The following is a 14,618-nucleotide window of genomic DNA, read 5'->3' as shown; positions in this document are numbered from 1 at the left end:
TGTCAAACCTTTATGAACCAAACGGCGACGGGCCGACCAACCCGTGAATATAGCCGATAATGCCCAGCAGAACGATCGACGCGATAAAGAACATCGCATCCTTGCCGTAAGTGCCCGGCTCGCCCGGTGTCCAGTCCGGCTCGGATTTGTTGATCACGATCACTTCGACCACCGCCCAGGCCAGCAAGCCGCCGAATAGGACGATTGAGGCCAGATCACCATTGACCAGCAAATGCGCAAAGGCCCAGAGCTTCATGCCGCCCAGCATTGGGTGACGCAGCTTGTTCAGCAGACGACCCTTTTGGCCTGCGGGGCTCATCATATAGATGGCGATCAGCACCAGCAGGTTGTTGACGTGGATCAGAAAGGTCGGCGGCGACCAGATTGGGATGAAATCGGTCATGCGATAACCGAAGATCATCAACAGGATTGACGCCAGCAGCGCCAGCGCCACCGCGCCCGCACCGCCTTTGCCCATCGCCGCGCGCTGGTCCGGCATCACGCGTTTGAACAGATGTGCGGCCCACCAGAGCGCCACACCAAGAATCAGAAGAACAAAGCCCATGCTGGCTTACCCCGCTTGCAAAGCTGAAATCGCCTCTGCTTTTGCCAGAATTTCACGGGCGGTTGCAACGTGCAGGTTTTCCACGATCTTGCCATCGACGACCGCGACGCCCTGCCCTTGTGCTTCGGTCTCTTCAAAGGCGGTGATCTGGCGGCGGGCCAGATCAATTTCCTCATCCGATGGGGCGAAGGCGTCGTTGGTGACATCGACCTGTGCGGGATGGATCAGGGTCTTGCCGTCAAAACCCATATCGCGGCCCTGCGCGCATTCGGCCGCCAGGCCTTCGCTGTCCTTGAAGGCGTTATAGACGCCATCGACGATGATCAGCCCCTCGGCCTTGGCGGCTAACAGGCACAGGCCCAGCGACGTCTGCAACGGCAGGCGGTCTCGGCGGAACCGTGTTTGCAATTCCTTAGCCAGATCGTTGGTGCCCATGACGAAGCCCGCCATTTGCGGATGCGCGGCAATTTCGGCGGCGTTCAGCATCCCGCGCGGCGTCTCCATCATGGCCCATATCGGCAGATCACCGGTTATTGCGGCCAACGCATCCACATCTGCGGCAGAATTCACTTTGGGCAGCAGAACCACATCCACGTCCATGTCCCGCACGGCTTGGGCATCGGCCCGGCCCCATTCGGTATCTAGGCCATTGATTCGTACGATCTTGACCCGCGCCCCATAACCGCCAGCAGCCAAGGCAGCCCCCAGCGTTTCACGCGCGTTGTTTTTTTCGTCCGCCGCGACCGCATCTTCGAGGTCAAAAATAACCGCATCAACAGGCAGGTTGCGGGCCTTGTCCAACGCCCGGTCTTTGGAACCGGGAATGTACAATACGGAACGGTAGGGTCGCTGACGGGAGTCCATTGGCTTCGGCCTCTTGAAATAATGTTGCGCAGAATGGGGCATTTTCTGCAGGAAAGTTCAAGCGCAAACTTGCCGCACCGCAGCATCAACGACGCAACGTGCGTTCCTTTAACCGTATTTCGGTCTGCACCGGTCACCGTCTTGGCAGATCGCAATCAAAAGGGTTCACCGATGAGCAAGACGCTGTTCAATATGACAATGGGGCTGGGTATCATGGTTCTGGCCGCCCAGCAGGTGCAGGCTCAAAGCTGCGCCCCCCGCGACGAGGTCATAACTCGACTGGCCGAGACTTATGGCGAAACGCGTAAGAGCATTGGCATCGCCCGACAAGGTGCGGTGATGGAAGTCTTTGCCTCTGATCAAAGCGGAAGCTGGACTATTACGGTGACATTACCGGATGGAATGACCTGCCTTGTGGCTTCGGGCCAGTCCTACGAAGATATGGCCGAAGCACTGCCACCCAATGTCTAGCTCAGGGCCTCCCAGATCAGTTTTGTTCCGGTCAGCATCAGCAAAACGTAGGCAATACCGAAGAACAGGCGTTCGGATATCATGAAATGCGCGCGCACACCTAGCCATGCACCAAGCACGGCAAATGGAGCCAGCAACAAGTCGGCCAGCGCAGTGTGCCATGTGAACAGACCCAGATAGGCATACGGAATGAATTTAGCGACATTGATAACCCAGAAGACCAGCACAGTGCTCGCCTGAAACTCGGTTTTCGACAGACGCTGCGAGATCAGATAGACGGCGGCGGGCGGGCCGCCCGCATGACTGACAAAGCTGGTGAATCCGGCGACCAACCCCGCAAGAATTCCCGCAAATGGCGGCAGGCGATTGGCAAAGCCGCGGATCCAGCCCTTTCTCTGGGCCACATGCCAGATCACGAACCCCACTGAAATCCCTCCGATCAGCAGGCGCAGAAGGTCGTCATTCGTGGCGCGATACAGCCAGGCGCCCACTGCCACACCCGGCACTGCCCCTACGATCAGCAGGCGTGAATCCGGCCAGCTCCAGCGTTTCCAATAGGGGCCCAGCGTAGCGACGTCGATTACCATCAGAATTGGCAACATCAGTGCAAGCGCCTGTCCCGGTGTCAGGATCAGTGCCAGAATCGATGACGCGGCAAACGCCACCCCCGAGCCGAACCCACCCTTCGAGATGCCGGCGAAGATCACAGCAGGGATCGCCACGGCAAAAAACATCAGGTCCATCTCGAACATGCGGCGTCCCGTAAATATGCATGAGTCACAGGCGGTTTAGCGCAATCGGTAGGAGACATGCAAACGGTATGCGGTGGCATGCCGCGCCGCAGAAGGCTTGCGCAGCGCCGGTTTTAGGACTAGCAAAACCGCGATTTCAATACCGACCGGAGATTTTCCAAATGGCCAGACCCAAGATCGCGCTGATCGGCGCAGGTCAGATCGGCGGCACGCTCGCCCACCTCGCAGCAATGAAGGAACTCGGTGACGTCGTGCTGTTCGACATCGCCGAGGGCACTCCGGAAGGCAAGGCGCTGGATATCGCAGAATCCGGCCCTTCCGAAGGGTTCGACGCCAAGCTGAAAGGCACCCAGTCCTATGAGGACATCGCAGGCGCCGACGTTTGCATCGTCACCGCAGGTGTCCCACGCAAGCCAGGCATGAGCCGTGATGACCTGCTGGGCATCAACCTGAAAGTCATGAAGTCGGTCGGTGAAGGCATCGCCGCCAACGCGCCCGATGCTTTTGTCATCTGCATCACCAACCCGCTGGACGCGATGGTCTGGGCTCTGCGTGAATTCTCGGGCATGCCGCACAACAAGGTCTGCGGCATGGCGGGCGTTCTGGACTCAGGCCGTTTTGCCCACTTCTTGTCGGAAGAATTCAACGTGTCCATGCGCGACGTCACTGCCTTTGTTCTGGGTGGCCACGGCGACACCATGGTTCCTTCGGTTCGTTATTCTACCGTTGCGGGCATCCCGCTTCCCGATCTGGTCGAGATGGGCTGGACCACACAAGAGAAACTGGACGCAATCGTGCAGCGCACCCGAGACGGCGGGGCTGAAATCGTTGGCCTGCTGAAAACAGGTTCGGCTTTCTATGCGCCTGCCACATCGGCAATCGAAATGGCCGAAGCCTATCTGAAAGACCAGAAACGCGTCCTGCCCTGCGCCGCTTATTGCGACGGAGAGCTGGGTGTCGATGGCATGTATGTCGGCGTCCCCACCGTGATCGGCGCAGGCGGTATCGAGCGTATCGTCAACATCAAGCTCAACGAAGAAGAGCAGGCCGGTTTCGACAATTCGGTCAACGCCGTGAAGGGCCTGATCGAAGCATGCAAAGGCATCGACAGCTCTCTGGCCTGATCCGTCTTATACGGTTAAACAGAACCCGGCTCACCCATGGTGGGCCGGGTCATTTTTTGGAAGATTGCCATGTCGTCTCAGGGATTTGTCATTGCCGCAAGCGGAAAGGATTACATCGAAACAGCGGTGGCAGCGGCTCGGTCGTTAAAGGTCGCCATGCCGGATGTACCGGTCGACCTGTTCACCGACCTCGAAAACATCCCGGGAACAGAAGTGTTTGACCAAATCCACATGCTGGACAAAAGCTGGTTCCGACCCAAGTTCGAAAGCCTTGTGCGGTCCCGGTTCGAAAAGACGGTCTATTTGGATGCCGATGTGCGCTGTCTGGCAGATATGTCGGATATCTTCACCGTCCTAGAGCAGTTTGATATCGCGATGGTCCATGACCCTTTGCGCAACTCGGCCCATGCGCAACGTGTTTGGAAAACTCCGCTGCCCAACGCATTTCCCCATCTCAATGGCGGGCTGGTTGGAATTCGCACTTCGGACGCAGTGCTGGATTTCCTGCGAGATGTACAAGAGACTATCATCTCGGAAAACCTGACCTCAGATCAGGCGCTGATCCGCGAAAAGCTGTTTGCCAGCGCGTTGCGACTGGCAGTTCTGCCACCCGAGTACAACTTCCTCGATTATCGTCAGGCCGAGATGTTCGGTTTTCTGCACAGCGCCCCGCGCCTGCTGCATCACTACAAATTTCACAGCCGTCATGACAAGCGGCTGGACAGCGCTAGAACTGTCGCCGGTTTGGTAGGGCCCGATCTCGAACGTCATATCAACAGCCTTATCGAAGCCGACGCACAGCTCACGCCCGGCGCGTCGAAAAAAGTCCGACCACTGGTCGACAAAGGCTTGTTGGGCAAATTGCGCAAACTGGTGATGTCTGTGAAAAAGGGTATCGTCCGCCTCAGACGCGGATAGGTTAGCGCTAGCTTGAAAACGTCATATTCTATTGGGTGAATTTCCTGCCGAATCAACGCTCAATACCAGCTCAAGTTTTGTGATCACACCCTGAAAAGCTGTGATCACAAATAATGAAAATCTTCGTGAAAAACCTACTCAACATCAAAAAAGCCTTTAAACTTACCCCTTAGACACGCCTATATCGGTCAATCGTAGTCAGACGGGACAGTTTCGATGAACATTCACGAATATCAGGCCAAAGCGCTTCTTCGCAGCTATGGCGCCCCGGTTTCCGACGGTCGCGCGGTCCTGCGCGCCGAGGAAGCCAAAACCGCAGCCGGTGAACTGGATGGCCCATTGTGGGTTGTCAAAGCACAGATCCACGCGGGTGGCCGTGGCAAGGGCTCTTTCAAAGAGGCCGATGCCGGGGAAAAAGGCGGCGTCCGTCTGACCAAATCGGTTGAAGAGGCCGCCGAGGAAGCCAAGAAGATGCTGGGGCGCACGTTGGTCACCCATCAAACCGGCCCCGCAGGCAAACAGGTCAACCGCATCTATATCGAAGCAGGGTCCGGCATCGAAACGGAATTGTACCTGGCCCTGTTGGTAGACCGCCAGACCAGCCGCATCTCATTCGTCTGCTCGACCGAAGGCGGCATGGATATCGAAGAGGTGGCCGCAGCCACGCCTGAGAAAATCTTGTCCTTCTCGGTTGACCCAGCCACCGGTTATCAGGCCTATCACGGCCGCCGCATCGCATTCTCACTGGGTCTGCAGGGCGCACAGGTCAAACAATGCGTCAAACTGATGAGCCAGCTCTATGCCGCCTTCGTCGAGAAGGACATGGAAATGCTGGAGATCAACCCGCTGATCGTCTCCGACAGCGGCGACCTCAAGGTGCTGGACGCCAAGGTCAGTTTTGACGGCAACGCGATGTATCGCCACCCGGATATTTCAGAACTGCGCGACACGACCGAGGAAGACCCCAAGGAACTGGAAGCCAGCAAATACGACCTGAACTACATCGCGCTGGATGGTGAGATCGGCTGCATGGTCAACGGCGCCGGTTTGGCGATGGCGACGATGGACATCATCAAGCTCTACGGGGCTGAGCCTGCCAACTTCCTCGACGTGGGCGGCGGTGCGACCAAAGAGAAAGTGACCGAAGCGTTCAAGATCATCACCTCGGACCCGCAAGTCAAAGGCATTCTGGTCAACATCTTCGGCGGCATCATGCGCTGTGACGTGATCGCCGAGGGCGTTGTGGCCGCGGTGAAAGAGGTCGGCCTGCAAGTTCCGCTGGTCGTGCGTCTGGAAGGCACCAATGTCGAGAAAGGCAAAGAGATCATCAACACCTCTGGCCTGGACGTGATCGCAGCGGACAACCTGAAAGACGGTGCCGAGAAGATCGTGAAGGCGGTTAAGGGTTAAGCTGTGAAGATTACTAACAAAGCAGCCTTATTGGCGTGTGTCGCGACTCTGACAGCTTGTGGCGCACCTTCTGCAGAAAAAATCGCCGCCGTCTCATTCAGCGAAGCCGAAACGAACCAGCCCGTTCAATTGTTTTCGGAGGCTTGTTTGAAGACGCTACCCAACTTCGACGGGTTCCTAAAGGTTGTAGAAAAACGTGGTTTGACAGGCTCAGTTAAGCGAGGCGAAAATACTGCTTACATAGCACCCGGTGAAAAATTCATGACCGCCACTGTGTTCCAAGAGGACGGCAAAGCGGCATGCGCCGTCGCTTTCTTGGGCGCCAATAATAGTGAAGAAGTCGGCGGATTGTTCCTAGACGCAGCAAGCCGACGCACGGGTGGAGCCCCAAAAGATCGCTTCCCAAGCGGTCGGTTTAATTACGCTTATCAGCTCAAAAACGGCAGCGTGATGGTCTACGAAGCCAAAGAAAAAAGTGGCCAGTTTCGGCATATCGTTCTGATATCCAAACCCGTACCTCGAGAGGAGGTTGCGGCTTACATCTACGACTAGGGCCAACAAAGAGGCATTGCAGTCTTTGCCTTTTGAAACGGATTTCAGCGATCTCATTCGCATACATAAGGAGAACGCCAAATGGCAGTCCTCATCGACGAAAATACCAAAGTGATCTGTCAGGGCTTTACCGGCTCGCAGGGCACATTCCACTCTGAACAGGCCATCGCTTATGGCACCAAGATGGTCGGCGGCGTGACCCCCGGCAAAGGCGGGATGACCCATCTTGACCTGCCCGTGTTCAACTCGGTCCACGAGGCCAAGCATGTGACCGAAGCCAATGCCTCGGTGATCTATGTGCCGCCGCCGTTTGCGGCTGACTCGATCCTCGAAGCGATTGATGCCGAGATGGAAGTGATCGTCTGTATCACCGAGGGCATCCCGGTTCTGGATATGATGAAGGTCAAACGCGCGCTGGAAGGCTCAAGCTCGCGCCTGATCGGTCCGAACTGCCCCGGTGTGATCACGCCTGACGCCTGCAAGATCGGCATCATGCCCGGCCACATCCACAAGCGCGGCTCGGTCGGTGTTGTGTCGCGGTCTGGTACGCTGACCTATGAGGCCGTCAAACAGACCACCGATGTGGGTCTGGGCCAATCCACCTGCGTCGGCATCGGCGGCGACCCGATCAAAGGAACCGAGCATATCGACGTGCTGGAATGGTTCCTGGCCGATGACGAGACCCACTCGATCATCATGATCGGTGAGATCGGTGGCTCGGCCGAAGAAGAAGCCGCGCAGTTCCTGGCGGATGAGGCCAAGAAGGGTCGCTCCAAGCCGACCGCCGGCTTTATCGCAGGCCGCACAGCCCCTCCGGGCCGCCGCATGGGGCACGCAGGCGCGATCGTCGCCGGTGGCAAAGGTGGTGCCGAAGACAAGATCGAAGCCATGCGCGCAGCCGGTATCGTCGTGGCCGAAAGCCCGGCGCAGCTGGGTGAGGCTGTGCTGGAAGCGATCGGGTGAGCTGTGACTCCCTGTTGCCCATATGAGCTGAGGGCGGCGCCCAACTGCGGGTGGGTGCGAAGCACCTGCCCGTCAATTCTTTGGTTTGCCTTCGGCAAAACGGGGTGGACGGACGCTGCCCGGCGATGCCGCTGGGCAGGACTCGTTGTAGCGGCCGCCTGCTTAGGTAACCTAGCCAGCGCCGACGCATCTAGTGAAGCACCGATGGATCAATTCATCGTTCGCGCCATTCCTGGCATCACAGGTGGCTCGACAAAAACATTGGGCGATGACCGCATCTCATTTACTTATTTGAGCATTCGTGTCGACGATGAAGAGTTGCAAGCAGCTGCCGATTTTTGGTGCTCGCAATTTGAAGGATCCGCTAGACTTGTTTCCGATACTTCGGTCGGCAGCTCACTTCTGCTATTTGAACGCCGCCAGTCAGTTTTCGACTGCCCGGTCCAAAATTAGGGGCAAGGCATGAGCCAAACAACAACCATGACCTTCTTTGACGCCATCCGCACCTGTTTCGCCAAGTTCTTCACCTTCTCAGGGAGAGCCTCGCGGCCCGAATACTGGTTCTTTTTCCTGTTCATCCTGATCTGGAGCATTATTGCCGGGATCATCGACGCGCAGTTCTTCACGCAAGTCGCTGTGACTGAAACCGAGACGTCCAGATCCGTGTCCGTCACTTCTTCGCAGCCTGTGCAGGGCATTGTTGGTCTAATCGTGTTCTTCCCGCATCTGGCTGTCGCATGGCGGCGGATGCATGATACCGGGCGCAGCGGGCTGTATGCGCTACTGCCGATCCTGCTGTTCTTTAGCGCCGGGGCCGTGATGGTCTTTGGCATCGGCCTCGCCTCGCATTTCCAGCATGGTGGCAATCTGGACATCCTGTTCACCCGTGCCACTTTGCTGATCGTCATTCCGACGCTTCTGATCCTGTTTGTGTCGCCCCTCCTGGTCCTATGGTGGCTGACCCGCCCCAGCCAGCCAGGCACCAACCAATACGGTCCCAATCCTTCAGAGGTCCCTCAATGAACCTGCTGAGCGTAAACTCTCTACAAGCGGCCCCTGTGGCCAGAAAGGCCATCTGACATGGTTTTGGTTTGCCATGAGCACAAATTCATCTATCTCAAGACGACGAAGACTGCGGGAACCTCTACCGAGATAGCGCTACAGCCTTTATGCGAAGAACCCGGTCTTCCGCGGCTTGAAAATGGGCAAATCCGCGTATCGAAATACGGTATTGTCGGTGCTCGTGGGAAAACTGCAGGTTTGGTCCGGCCAAAATGGCAGTTTTGGCGCAAATACGCATGGCGCAACCATATGCCTGCGAAACAGGTTCGAGCCAATCTTGGGGCAAAGACCTTTGATTCCTATACAAAGATCGCCAATGTGCGGAATCCTTTCGATCGTGCTGTATCCGACTACCACTTTCGGAAGCATCAGCAAGGATTGCCCTCAGAAGACCCGCAGACCGAAATTGCTCAGTTCAAAGAGTTCATCCGGTCAAAGGCCTGGGGCAATAACTGGGAGATAGTCTCGATCAACAACAAGCTGATCGTGGACAAGTTCGTCCGCAAGGAAAACCTGCAGTCAGATCTGAAAGAGATTTATCGCTCCTTTGGGCTGCCGGAAGACAGCTTTGAATTGCCGCACGAAAAGTCGATGGCCGAACGACGAAAAGGCATTCCAGTGCCCGATTATTTCGACGCAGATACGATAGACATCGTTCGACGAAGAATGGCCTGGGTATTCGAGGCCGGAAACTACCCCGAAGATCCGCAAAACTAAATCCTACCAAATCCGAAATCGCATTTGAGGTCCTACAATGACCGAACATTCGCCCAACTCTGCCTTCCACGCCTCAAGCTTTATGCAGGGGCATAATGCCGAATATCTGGAGCAGCTCTACGCCCAGTATACCAAGAACCCCGGCGCGGTGGATGCCGCCTGGGCCGAGTTCTTCAAGGCCATGGGCGACGCCTCGCCTGATGTCCAGCGCGAGGCCGAGGGACCTTCGTGGGCGCGGTCCGACTGGCCGCCGATGCCGACGGATGATCTGACCGGTGCGTTGACTGGCGAATGGGCCGAGATCGACGCCAAGGCGGCGGGCAAGAAGATCAAGGAAAAAGCCGCCGACAAAGGTGTTGCCGTCAGCGAAGACCAGATTAAACGCGCAGTTTTGGACAGTCTGCGGGCGCTGATGCTGATCCGGGCCTATCGTATTCGGGGTCATCTGGCCGCCGATCTGGACCCGTTGGGCATGCGGGCTGCCAGCACGCATCCGGAATTGGACCCCAAGACTTATGGGTTTACCGATGCCGATATGGATCGCCCGATCTTTATCGACAACGTGCTGGGCCTGCAGATGGCCAGCATGCGCCAGATCGTCGAGATCGTGAAACGCACCTATTGCGGCACCTTCGCGCTGCAATACATGCATATTTCGAACCCGGAAGAGGCTGCCTGGCTGAAGGAACGGATCGAAGGCTATGGCAAGGAAATCGCGTTCACCAAAGAGGGCCGCAAGGCCATCCTGAACAAGATGGTCGAGGCCGAAGGGTTCGAAAAGTTCCTGCACGTGAAATACATGGGCACCAAGCGCTTTGGTCTGGACGGCGGCGAAGCATTGATCCCCGCGATGGAACAGATCATCAAACGCGGCGGGGCCCTAGGCCTAAGCGATATTGTCATCGGCATGCCACACCGCGGACGTCTGAACATTCTAGCGAATGTAATGGCCAAGCCATACCGCGCCATCTTTAACGAATTCCAGGGGGGCAGCTTCAAGCCTGAGGACGTGGATGGCTCGGGCGATGTAAAATACCACCTAGGCGCCTCAAGCGACCGCGAATTTGACGGCAACAGCGTACACCTGTCATTGACCGCTAACCCAAGCCACCTTGAGGCGGTGAACCCTGTTGTTCTGGGCAAGGTCCGCGCCAAGCAGGATCAGTTGAACGACACCGACCGGACCAGAGTCATGGCCATTCTACTGCATGGCGATGCGGCCTTTGCCGGTCAGGGTGTCGTTGCCGAAGGATTCGGCCTGTCCGGCCTGCGCGGTCACAGGACCGGCGGCACCATGCATATCGTGGTGAACAACCAGATCGGCTTTACAACCGCACCGCATTTCTCGCGCTCCAGCCCTTATCCCACGGATATCGCACTGATGGTTGAAGCCCCGATCTTCCACGTGAATGGCGACGACCCCGAGGCGGTGGTACACGCAGCCAAGGTTGCGACCGAGTTTCGCCAGAAGTTCCACAAGGACGTGGTTCTGGATATATTCTGCTATCGCCGGTTCGGGCATAACGAGGGCGACGAGCCCATGTTCACCAACCCGATCATGTACAAGAAGATCAAGACCCATAAGACCACGCTGTCACTATACACGGAACGGCTGGTCAAGGACGGGTTGATCCCCGAAGGCGAGATCGAAGATATGAAAGCCGCCTTCCAGGCCCATCTGAATGATGAGTTCGAAGCCGGCAAAGACTATAAGCCCAACAAGGCCGACTGGCTGGACGGGCGTTGGGCGCATCTGGATAAGAACAAAGACGAATATGTTCGCGGCGATACTGCGATTGCACCAGAAACCCTGGCCGAGGTTGGCGCATCGCTAACCCGGGCCCCCGAGGGATTTGCACTCCATAAAACTGTCGGCCGCCTGCTGGACCACAAAAAGCAGATGTTCGAAACCGGCAAAGGCTTTGACTGGGCCACGGGTGAGGCGCTGGCCTTTGGGTCATTGCTGACCGAAGGCTATCCAGTTCGCCTGTCGGGACAGGACGCAACGCGCGGTACGTTCAGCCAGCGCCATTCCGGCTTTATCAATCAGGAAACTGAAGAGCGGTACTATCCACTGAACAACATCCGGGCTGGTCAATCACAATATGAGGTGATCGACTCGATGCTGTCGGAATACGCGGTTCTGGGCTTTGAATACGGCTTTTCCCTGGCTGAACCCAACGCTCTGACCCTGTGGGAGGCGCAATTCGGCGATTTCGCCAACGGTGCGCAGATCATGTTCGATCAGTTCATCAGCTCGGGCGAAAGCAAATGGCTGCGCATGTCCGGTCTGGTGACCCTGCTGCCGCACGGGTTCGAAGGGCAAGGGCCTGAACACTCGTCCTCGCGTCTGGAACGTTTTCTGCAGATGTGTGGTCAGGACAACTGGATCGTAGCCAACTGCACGACGCCTGCGAACTACTTCCACATCCTGCGCCGTCAGCTGCACAGAACCTTCCGCAAGCCGCTGATCCTGGTGACACCGAAATCGCTGTTGCGCCACAAGCTGGCGATCAGCACGGCCGAGGATTTCACCACCGGCTCCAGCTTCCACCGGGTGCTGTGGGACGACGCGCAAAAGGGTAACTCGGACACAACCCTGGTCAAGGATGACAAAATCAAACGGGTCGTGATGTGTTCCGGCAAGGTCTATTTCGACCTGCTGGAAGAGCGTGACGCGCGCGGCATAGACGATGTCTATCTGATGCGAATCGAACAGTACTATCCGTTCCCCGCGCATTCGCTGATCAATGAACTGGAACGGTTCAAGGGAGCCGAAATCATCTGGTGTCAGGAAGAGCCCAAGAACCAGGGGGCGTGGTCCTTTATCGAACCCAATATCGAATGGGTCCTGACCCGGATCGGCGCCAAGAATACCCGCCCGGTCTATGTCGGCCGCGCCACCTCGGCCTCGCCTGCAACGGGTCTGGCCAGCCAACATAAAGCCCAACAAGAAGCGCTGGTGAACGAAGCGCTGAGCATTGAAGGAAAGTAATGATGTCCATTGAAGTTCGTGTTCCCACGCTGGGCGAATCCGTTACCGAAGCCACCGTTGCCACCTGGTTCAAGAAACCCGGTGATGCAGTCGCGGTCGATGAAATGCTGTGCGAGCTTGAAACCGACAAGGTCACGGTCGAGGTCCCCTCGCCCGCCGCTGGCGTGATGGGTGAGGTTGTCGCCGCCGAAGGCGAAACCGTAGGCGTCAATGCCCTGTTGGCAACAATCGTCGCCGGAGAAGGTGCCGCCCCGGCCCCAGCCGCCGCACCTGCACCTGCCGCAGCACCGGCAGCCTCGGGCGGCAGCGTTGATGTGATGGTGCCCACGCTGGGCGAATCCGTGACCGAAGCGACGGTCTCGACCTGGTTCAAACAGGTCGGTGACAGCGTCGCACAGGACGAGATGCTGTGTGAGCTGGAAACCGACAAGGTCTCGGTCGAGGTTCCCGCCCCTGCGGCGGGTGTTCTGGCAGAAATCGTTGCCCCTGAAGGCGCAACTGTAGACGCCGCAGCCAAGCTGGCGGTGATCTCGGGTTCAGCAGCAGGGGCGGCCGCCGCTCCGGTCGTAGCCGCTCCGGCGAGCGGCGGGGATTCCGTTGGTGGCAAGGACGTCGCCAATGCGCCTTCGGCCCAAAAAGCCATGGCCGAGGCTGGCCTGTCCGCTGATCAGGTCACCGGCACCGGTCGCGACGGTCGTATCATGAAAGAAGACGTAGCCAAGGCAGTCGCCGCCCCGGCGGCCGCAGCGGCGGCACCTGCACCAGCGGCCCAAGCACCACGCGCACCCGTTGCCGCACAGGATGCCAGCCGCGAGGAACGCGTGCGCATGACCCGTCTGCGCCAGACCATCGCCAAGCGCCTGAAAGACAGCCAGAACACCGCCGCCATGCTGACCACCTATAACGAGGTGGACATGACAGAGGTGATGGCCCTGCGTAACCAGTACAAGGACCAGTTCGAGAAGAAGCACGGCGTCCGTCTGGGCTTTATGTCCTTCTTCACCAAGGCCTGCTGTCATGCACTGAAAGAAGTGCCCGAAGTGAATGCCGAGATTGATGGCACCGACATTGTCTATAAGAACTTTGTGCATATGGGTGTCGCCGCAGGCACGCCGACCGGTCTTGTTGTTCCGGTCATCCGTGATGCAGATTCGATGTCATTTGCCGCGATCGAAAAGGCAATCGCCGAAAAGGGCAGGCGCGCCCGTGACGGCAAGCTGAGCATGGAAGAGATGCAGGGCGGCACCTTCACCATTTCGAACGGCGGCGTCTATGGCTCGCTGATGTCCTCGCCGATTCTGAACCCGCCGCAGTCGGGTATTCTTGGTATGCACAAGATTCAGGACCGTCCGATGGCCATCAACGGTGAGGTCAAGATCCGCCCGATGATGTATCTGGCTCTGTCCTATGACCACCGGATCGTGGACGGCAAAGGTGCTGTGACCTTCCTAGTGCGCGTGAAAGAGGCACTGGAAGATCCACGCCGCTTGCTGATGGATCTATGACCATGGCAACTCATGTTCTCTGGCAGGCTGACGTTGCTGATTTTGATGTCTGGCTGAAAGTGTTTCGCGAAGACAAGCCAATGCGGGAGGCCGCGGGTATCCGCGACCTCCACATCTGGAAAGACCCCGATCAGCGTGATCATGCCGTTGCAATGTTTGAGGTGGTTGATCTTGAAAAGGCCCTGAGTTTCTTTGATTCCGAGGAATTGGCCATGCATCACGAACGTGGCGGGATCGCGCATATTCAGGTGAAGCTTCTGACGCCAGTTTAAACCGATTTATCGCATCCGTTCCTAGTGCGAGGAAACAAACTGAATGACCACGGAATTGACCGTCTTGTCGCTGGCAGCCCTTCTTTGGGTCGCTCAATTTGTCGCCTATTTGATCTCTGGCCACGGTAAGGTCGATGTGCTGCACGCGTTGGGACCTCGTGATACCCCGTTTGACAAACCTGCTGCAATGGGACGTCTGCACCGTGCACTTAGCAACCATTCCGAAGGGTTGGTTTTGTTCTCTATCGCATCTTTGGTCATTACGACCTCGGGGCAATCCAGCGCTTTTACTGCCGCCTGTAGTTGGGTCTACCTGATCGCACGCGCTTCCTATGTTCCGGCCTATGCATTTGGCTGGACACCATGGCGTACGGTGATCTGGATGATCGGGCTGCTGGCGACCACTGCAATGCTGTTGGCAGCTGTGTTTTGATTCGAGCTGCCGCAT

General features: G+C 57.4%; 16 protein-coding genes. 13 read left to right on the top strand and 3 right to left on the bottom strand.

Annotated features, from left to right (window positions below; translation table 11 throughout):
- Nucleotides 1–10: 10 nt before the first annotated feature.
- Together AC2FIM_RS06145 and AC2FIM_RS06140 are read right to left on the bottom strand one after the other, a co-directional pair.
- Nucleotides 11–565 (bottom strand): NnrU family protein, encoded by a 555-nt coding sequence (locus AC2FIM_RS06145; protein ID WP_142635488.1) that lies wholly within the window; start codon nt 563–565, stop codon nt 11–13.
- A gap of 6 nt (nt 566–571) precedes the next feature.
- Nucleotides 572–1,429, bottom strand: a complete 858-nt coding sequence (locus tag AC2FIM_RS06140; RefSeq protein WP_271948424.1) for an HpcH/HpaI aldolase/citrate lyase family protein — start codon at nt 1,427–1,429, stop codon at nt 572–574.
- Between the two features lie 171 nt (nt 1,430–1,600).
- Between AC2FIM_RS06140 and AC2FIM_RS06135 the strand changes: the two genes are divergently transcribed.
- Nucleotides 1,601–1,900, top strand: a complete 300-nt coding sequence (locus AC2FIM_RS06135; protein ID WP_271948426.1) for a hypothetical protein — start codon at nt 1,601–1,603, stop codon at nt 1,898–1,900.
- On the opposite strand, the gene AC2FIM_RS06130 is transcribed toward AC2FIM_RS06135, so the two are convergent.
- Nucleotides 1,897–2,652, bottom strand: coding sequence for a sulfite exporter TauE/SafE family protein (locus AC2FIM_RS06130; RefSeq protein WP_271948427.1), 756 nt, complete (start codon nt 2,650–2,652; stop codon nt 1,897–1,899). The two genes, AC2FIM_RS06135 and AC2FIM_RS06130, sit on opposite strands and share 4 nt — an antisense overlap.
- Before the next feature lie 161 nt (nt 2,653–2,813).
- On the opposite strand from AC2FIM_RS06130, the gene mdh reads away from it, so the two are divergent.
- From mdh to AC2FIM_RS06070, 12 genes are all read left to right on the top strand, one after another.
- Complete coding sequence (gene mdh / locus AC2FIM_RS06125; RefSeq protein WP_496707986.1) at nt 2,814–3,776, top strand: malate dehydrogenase; 963 nt, start codon at nt 2,814–2,816, stop codon at nt 3,774–3,776.
- A 69-nt stretch (nt 3,777–3,845) separates the two neighbouring features.
- On the top strand, nt 3,846–4,694 hold the full coding sequence (locus AC2FIM_RS06120; protein WP_185956640.1) for a putative nucleotide-diphospho-sugar transferase: 849 nt from the start codon (nt 3,846–3,848) through the stop codon (nt 4,692–4,694).
- A 216-nt stretch (nt 4,695–4,910) separates the two neighbouring features.
- Nucleotides 4,911–6,104, top strand: a complete 1,194-nt coding sequence (gene sucC, locus AC2FIM_RS06115) for an ADP-forming succinate--CoA ligase subunit beta (protein ID WP_496707987.1) — start codon at nt 4,911–4,913, stop codon at nt 6,102–6,104.
- Between the two features lie 3 nt (nt 6,105–6,107).
- Entirely contained in the window at nt 6,108–6,656 is a 549-nt protein-coding gene (locus AC2FIM_RS06110; protein ID WP_271948433.1) for a hypothetical protein, read from the top strand.
- 81 nt (nt 6,657–6,737) lie between these two features.
- Nucleotides 6,738–7,619, top strand: coding sequence for a succinate--CoA ligase subunit alpha (sucD, locus tag AC2FIM_RS06105; protein ID WP_142635472.1), 882 nt, complete (start codon nt 6,738–6,740; stop codon nt 7,617–7,619).
- A gap of 204 nt (nt 7,620–7,823) precedes the next feature.
- Nucleotides 7,824–8,072 (top strand): hypothetical protein, encoded by a 249-nt coding sequence (locus AC2FIM_RS06100; protein ID WP_496676591.1) that lies wholly within the window; start codon nt 7,824–7,826, stop codon nt 8,070–8,072.
- Nucleotides 8,073–8,099: 27 nt separating this feature from the next.
- Entirely contained in the window at nt 8,100–8,642 is a 543-nt protein-coding gene (locus AC2FIM_RS06095) for a DUF805 domain-containing protein (RefSeq protein ID WP_496708002.1), read from the top strand.
- 57 nt (nt 8,643–8,699) lie between these two features.
- On the top strand, nt 8,700–9,398 hold the full coding sequence (locus tag AC2FIM_RS06090; protein ID WP_496676596.1) for a sulfotransferase family 2 domain-containing protein: 699 nt from the start codon (nt 8,700–8,702) through the stop codon (nt 9,396–9,398).
- A 37-nt stretch (nt 9,399–9,435) separates the two neighbouring features.
- Nucleotides 9,436–12,393 (top strand): 2-oxoglutarate dehydrogenase E1 component, encoded by a 2,958-nt coding sequence (locus tag AC2FIM_RS06085; protein ID WP_271948442.1) that lies wholly within the window; start codon nt 9,436–9,438, stop codon nt 12,391–12,393.
- Between the two features lie 2 nt (nt 12,394–12,395).
- Nucleotides 12,396–13,898, top strand: coding sequence for a 2-oxoglutarate dehydrogenase complex dihydrolipoyllysine-residue succinyltransferase (odhB, locus tag AC2FIM_RS06080; RefSeq protein ID WP_271948445.1), 1,503 nt, complete (start codon nt 12,396–12,398; stop codon nt 13,896–13,898).
- A 2-nt stretch (nt 13,899–13,900) separates the two neighbouring features.
- The gene (locus AC2FIM_RS06075) at nt 13,901–14,170 is read left to right on the top strand and encodes a hypothetical protein (protein WP_142635953.1); all 270 of its coding nucleotides are present in this window, start codon (nt 13,901–13,903) and stop codon (nt 14,168–14,170) included.
- 43 nt (nt 14,171–14,213) lie between these two features.
- The gene (locus AC2FIM_RS06070) at nt 14,214–14,603 is read left to right on the top strand and encodes an MAPEG family protein (RefSeq protein ID WP_142635462.1); all 390 of its coding nucleotides are present in this window, start codon (nt 14,214–14,216) and stop codon (nt 14,601–14,603) included.
- Nucleotides 14,604–14,618: the final 15 nt, after the last annotated feature.

It is taken from the genome of Ruegeria sp. CDSC052 (assembly GCF_059610685.1).
Note: the sequence above shows the minus strand (reverse complement) of the source record. Positions and strands in the feature narration are given on the sequence as shown.

Bases quoted from the DNA above. Each gene is read 5' to 3' on its own strand.
- AC2FIM_RS06070 (WP_142635462.1), top strand. From the start codon at position 14,214: ATGACCACGGAATTGACCGTCTTGTCGCTGGCAGCCCTTCTTTGGGTC.
- AC2FIM_RS06135 (WP_271948426.1), top strand. From the start codon at position 1,601: ATGAGCAAGACGCTGTTCAATATGACAATGGGGCTGGGTATCATGGTT.
- AC2FIM_RS06145 (WP_142635488.1), bottom strand. From the start codon at position 565: ATGGGCTTTGTTCTTCTGATTCTTGGTGTGGCGCTCTGGTGGGCCGCA.
- odhB (WP_271948445.1), top strand. From the start codon at position 12,396: ATGTCCATTGAAGTTCGTGTTCCCACGCTGGGCGAATCCGTTACCGAA.
- AC2FIM_RS06140 (WP_271948424.1), bottom strand. From the start codon at position 1,429: ATGGACTCCCGTCAGCGACCCTACCGTTCCGTATTGTACATTCCCGGT.
- AC2FIM_RS06130 (WP_271948427.1), bottom strand. From the start codon at position 2,652: ATGTTCGAGATGGACCTGATGTTTTTTGCCGTGGCGATCCCTGCTGTG.
- AC2FIM_RS06085 (WP_271948442.1), top strand. From the start codon at position 9,436: ATGACCGAACATTCGCCCAACTCTGCCTTCCACGCCTCAAGCTTTATG.
- sucD (WP_142635472.1), top strand. From the start codon at position 6,738: ATGGCAGTCCTCATCGACGAAAATACCAAAGTGATCTGTCAGGGCTTT.
- sucC (WP_496707987.1), top strand. From the start codon at position 4,911: ATGAACATTCACGAATATCAGGCCAAAGCGCTTCTTCGCAGCTATGGC.
- AC2FIM_RS06100 (WP_496676591.1), top strand. From the start codon at position 7,824: ATGGATCAATTCATCGTTCGCGCCATTCCTGGCATCACAGGTGGCTCG.
- AC2FIM_RS06095 (WP_496708002.1), top strand. From the start codon at position 8,100: ATGACCTTCTTTGACGCCATCCGCACCTGTTTCGCCAAGTTCTTCACC.
- AC2FIM_RS06120 (WP_185956640.1), top strand. From the start codon at position 3,846: ATGTCGTCTCAGGGATTTGTCATTGCCGCAAGCGGAAAGGATTACATC.
- AC2FIM_RS06090 (WP_496676596.1), top strand. From the start codon at position 8,700: ATGGTTTTGGTTTGCCATGAGCACAAATTCATCTATCTCAAGACGACG.
- mdh (WP_496707986.1), top strand. From the start codon at position 2,814: ATGGCCAGACCCAAGATCGCGCTGATCGGCGCAGGTCAGATCGGCGGC.
- AC2FIM_RS06075 (WP_142635953.1), top strand. From the start codon at position 13,901: ATGGCAACTCATGTTCTCTGGCAGGCTGACGTTGCTGATTTTGATGTC.